Below are 1,058 nucleotides of genomic sequence, written 5' to 3' on the forward strand. Positions count from 1 at the left end.
CGTCATTTACTTACAGCATTAAAGTGTGGGTTTAACCGTGACATTTCAGCATCAAGGTTGTTTCGCCAGGGAGTCTTTACAGCTTACTTTTTCGGTAGTTACAACGGCTTTAGCAACGTGCTTTTCATCAAGACCGCAACGCCAACATTCTGCATCACCAGCTTTCTAAACTCGCTCTTTTATCCAGCAATGTCCTTTACATCTGGCATTTCGCACAGGGTTGTTTTATCTTAATTTCAATAATTTAAACACGCGGCCTATTTGGCTAGTGGTGGCAGCAAAGCTGCGTACGTTCCTTTGTACGCCTAACAAAACGCTGTTGGCACTCCCTCCGGTCGCTGGGACGCTAACACGTGGGCTGGCTCGCTTCGCTCGGATTTTAGCCCACGTGCTAGCGCCCCAAAGCTTAGCGTTAGCTGCTGAAAATAGCCGACGATAAACTAACAAGGAGAGTAAATATGAAAGAAATACTGATAGCTGTTGTAGCCTCTTTAGTGACTTCAATTGTTTTATTCTTTTCAGGCGTTTTAGAAGAAAAAACCGAAGAGTACTCAAGAGCCAAAATAATTGAAGAATTAACGAATGACGCTCCTTTTGTCCGAGCAATAAAAGAAAAGCTTAATAGTGATGATTCCTTTTCAAAGGAAGTAGCTAGCCAGCTAAGAGAAGATATCGTACAGAATATTTTTCCTAACAAAATTGTGCTTGCAATAAACGACTCTAAATGTCCAAAAGGTTGGGAAGACTTCAAACCGTCATACGGCAGATTTTTAAGGGGCATAGATCCAAACGGGGTTAGTGATATTGCAAATCGACCGCCGGGTGATCAGCAGGAAGATTCTATACAGGGTCATGGTCACAAAATAACTGAAAATGTGCAGTCAACTGCGCACGCAGGACCAGGAAAAAAACCTCATCACTATCAGTCAGGGGAATTTGGACACGCTGTGGGAGAGGCCATAGATATTATAAGTAATTCAAAGTATGGAGAAGTTAAAGTATCCAATGAAACACGCCCTAAAAACGTCGCCGTTTCATTTTGTATCATTGAGCGCAGC

The 1,058-nt window shown here is 42.6% G+C and carries 2 protein-coding genes; both read left to right on the plus strand.

Annotation, left to right across the window (positions count from 1 at the left end; genetic code table 11):
- The coding region (locus J8L84_RS20110; RefSeq protein ID WP_211072259.1) for a hypothetical protein at positions 1–234 on the plus strand (234 nt) is incomplete at its 5' end.
- A gap of 224 nt (positions 235–458) precedes the next feature.
- On the plus strand, positions 459–1,058 hold a 600-nt coding region (locus J8L84_RS20115), incomplete at its 3' end, for a hypothetical protein (RefSeq protein ID WP_211072260.1).

Source organism: Alteromonas sp. MMG017 (assembly GCF_018100795.1).
Classification (GTDB): Bacteria; Pseudomonadota; Gammaproteobacteria; order Enterobacterales; family Alteromonadaceae; genus Alteromonas.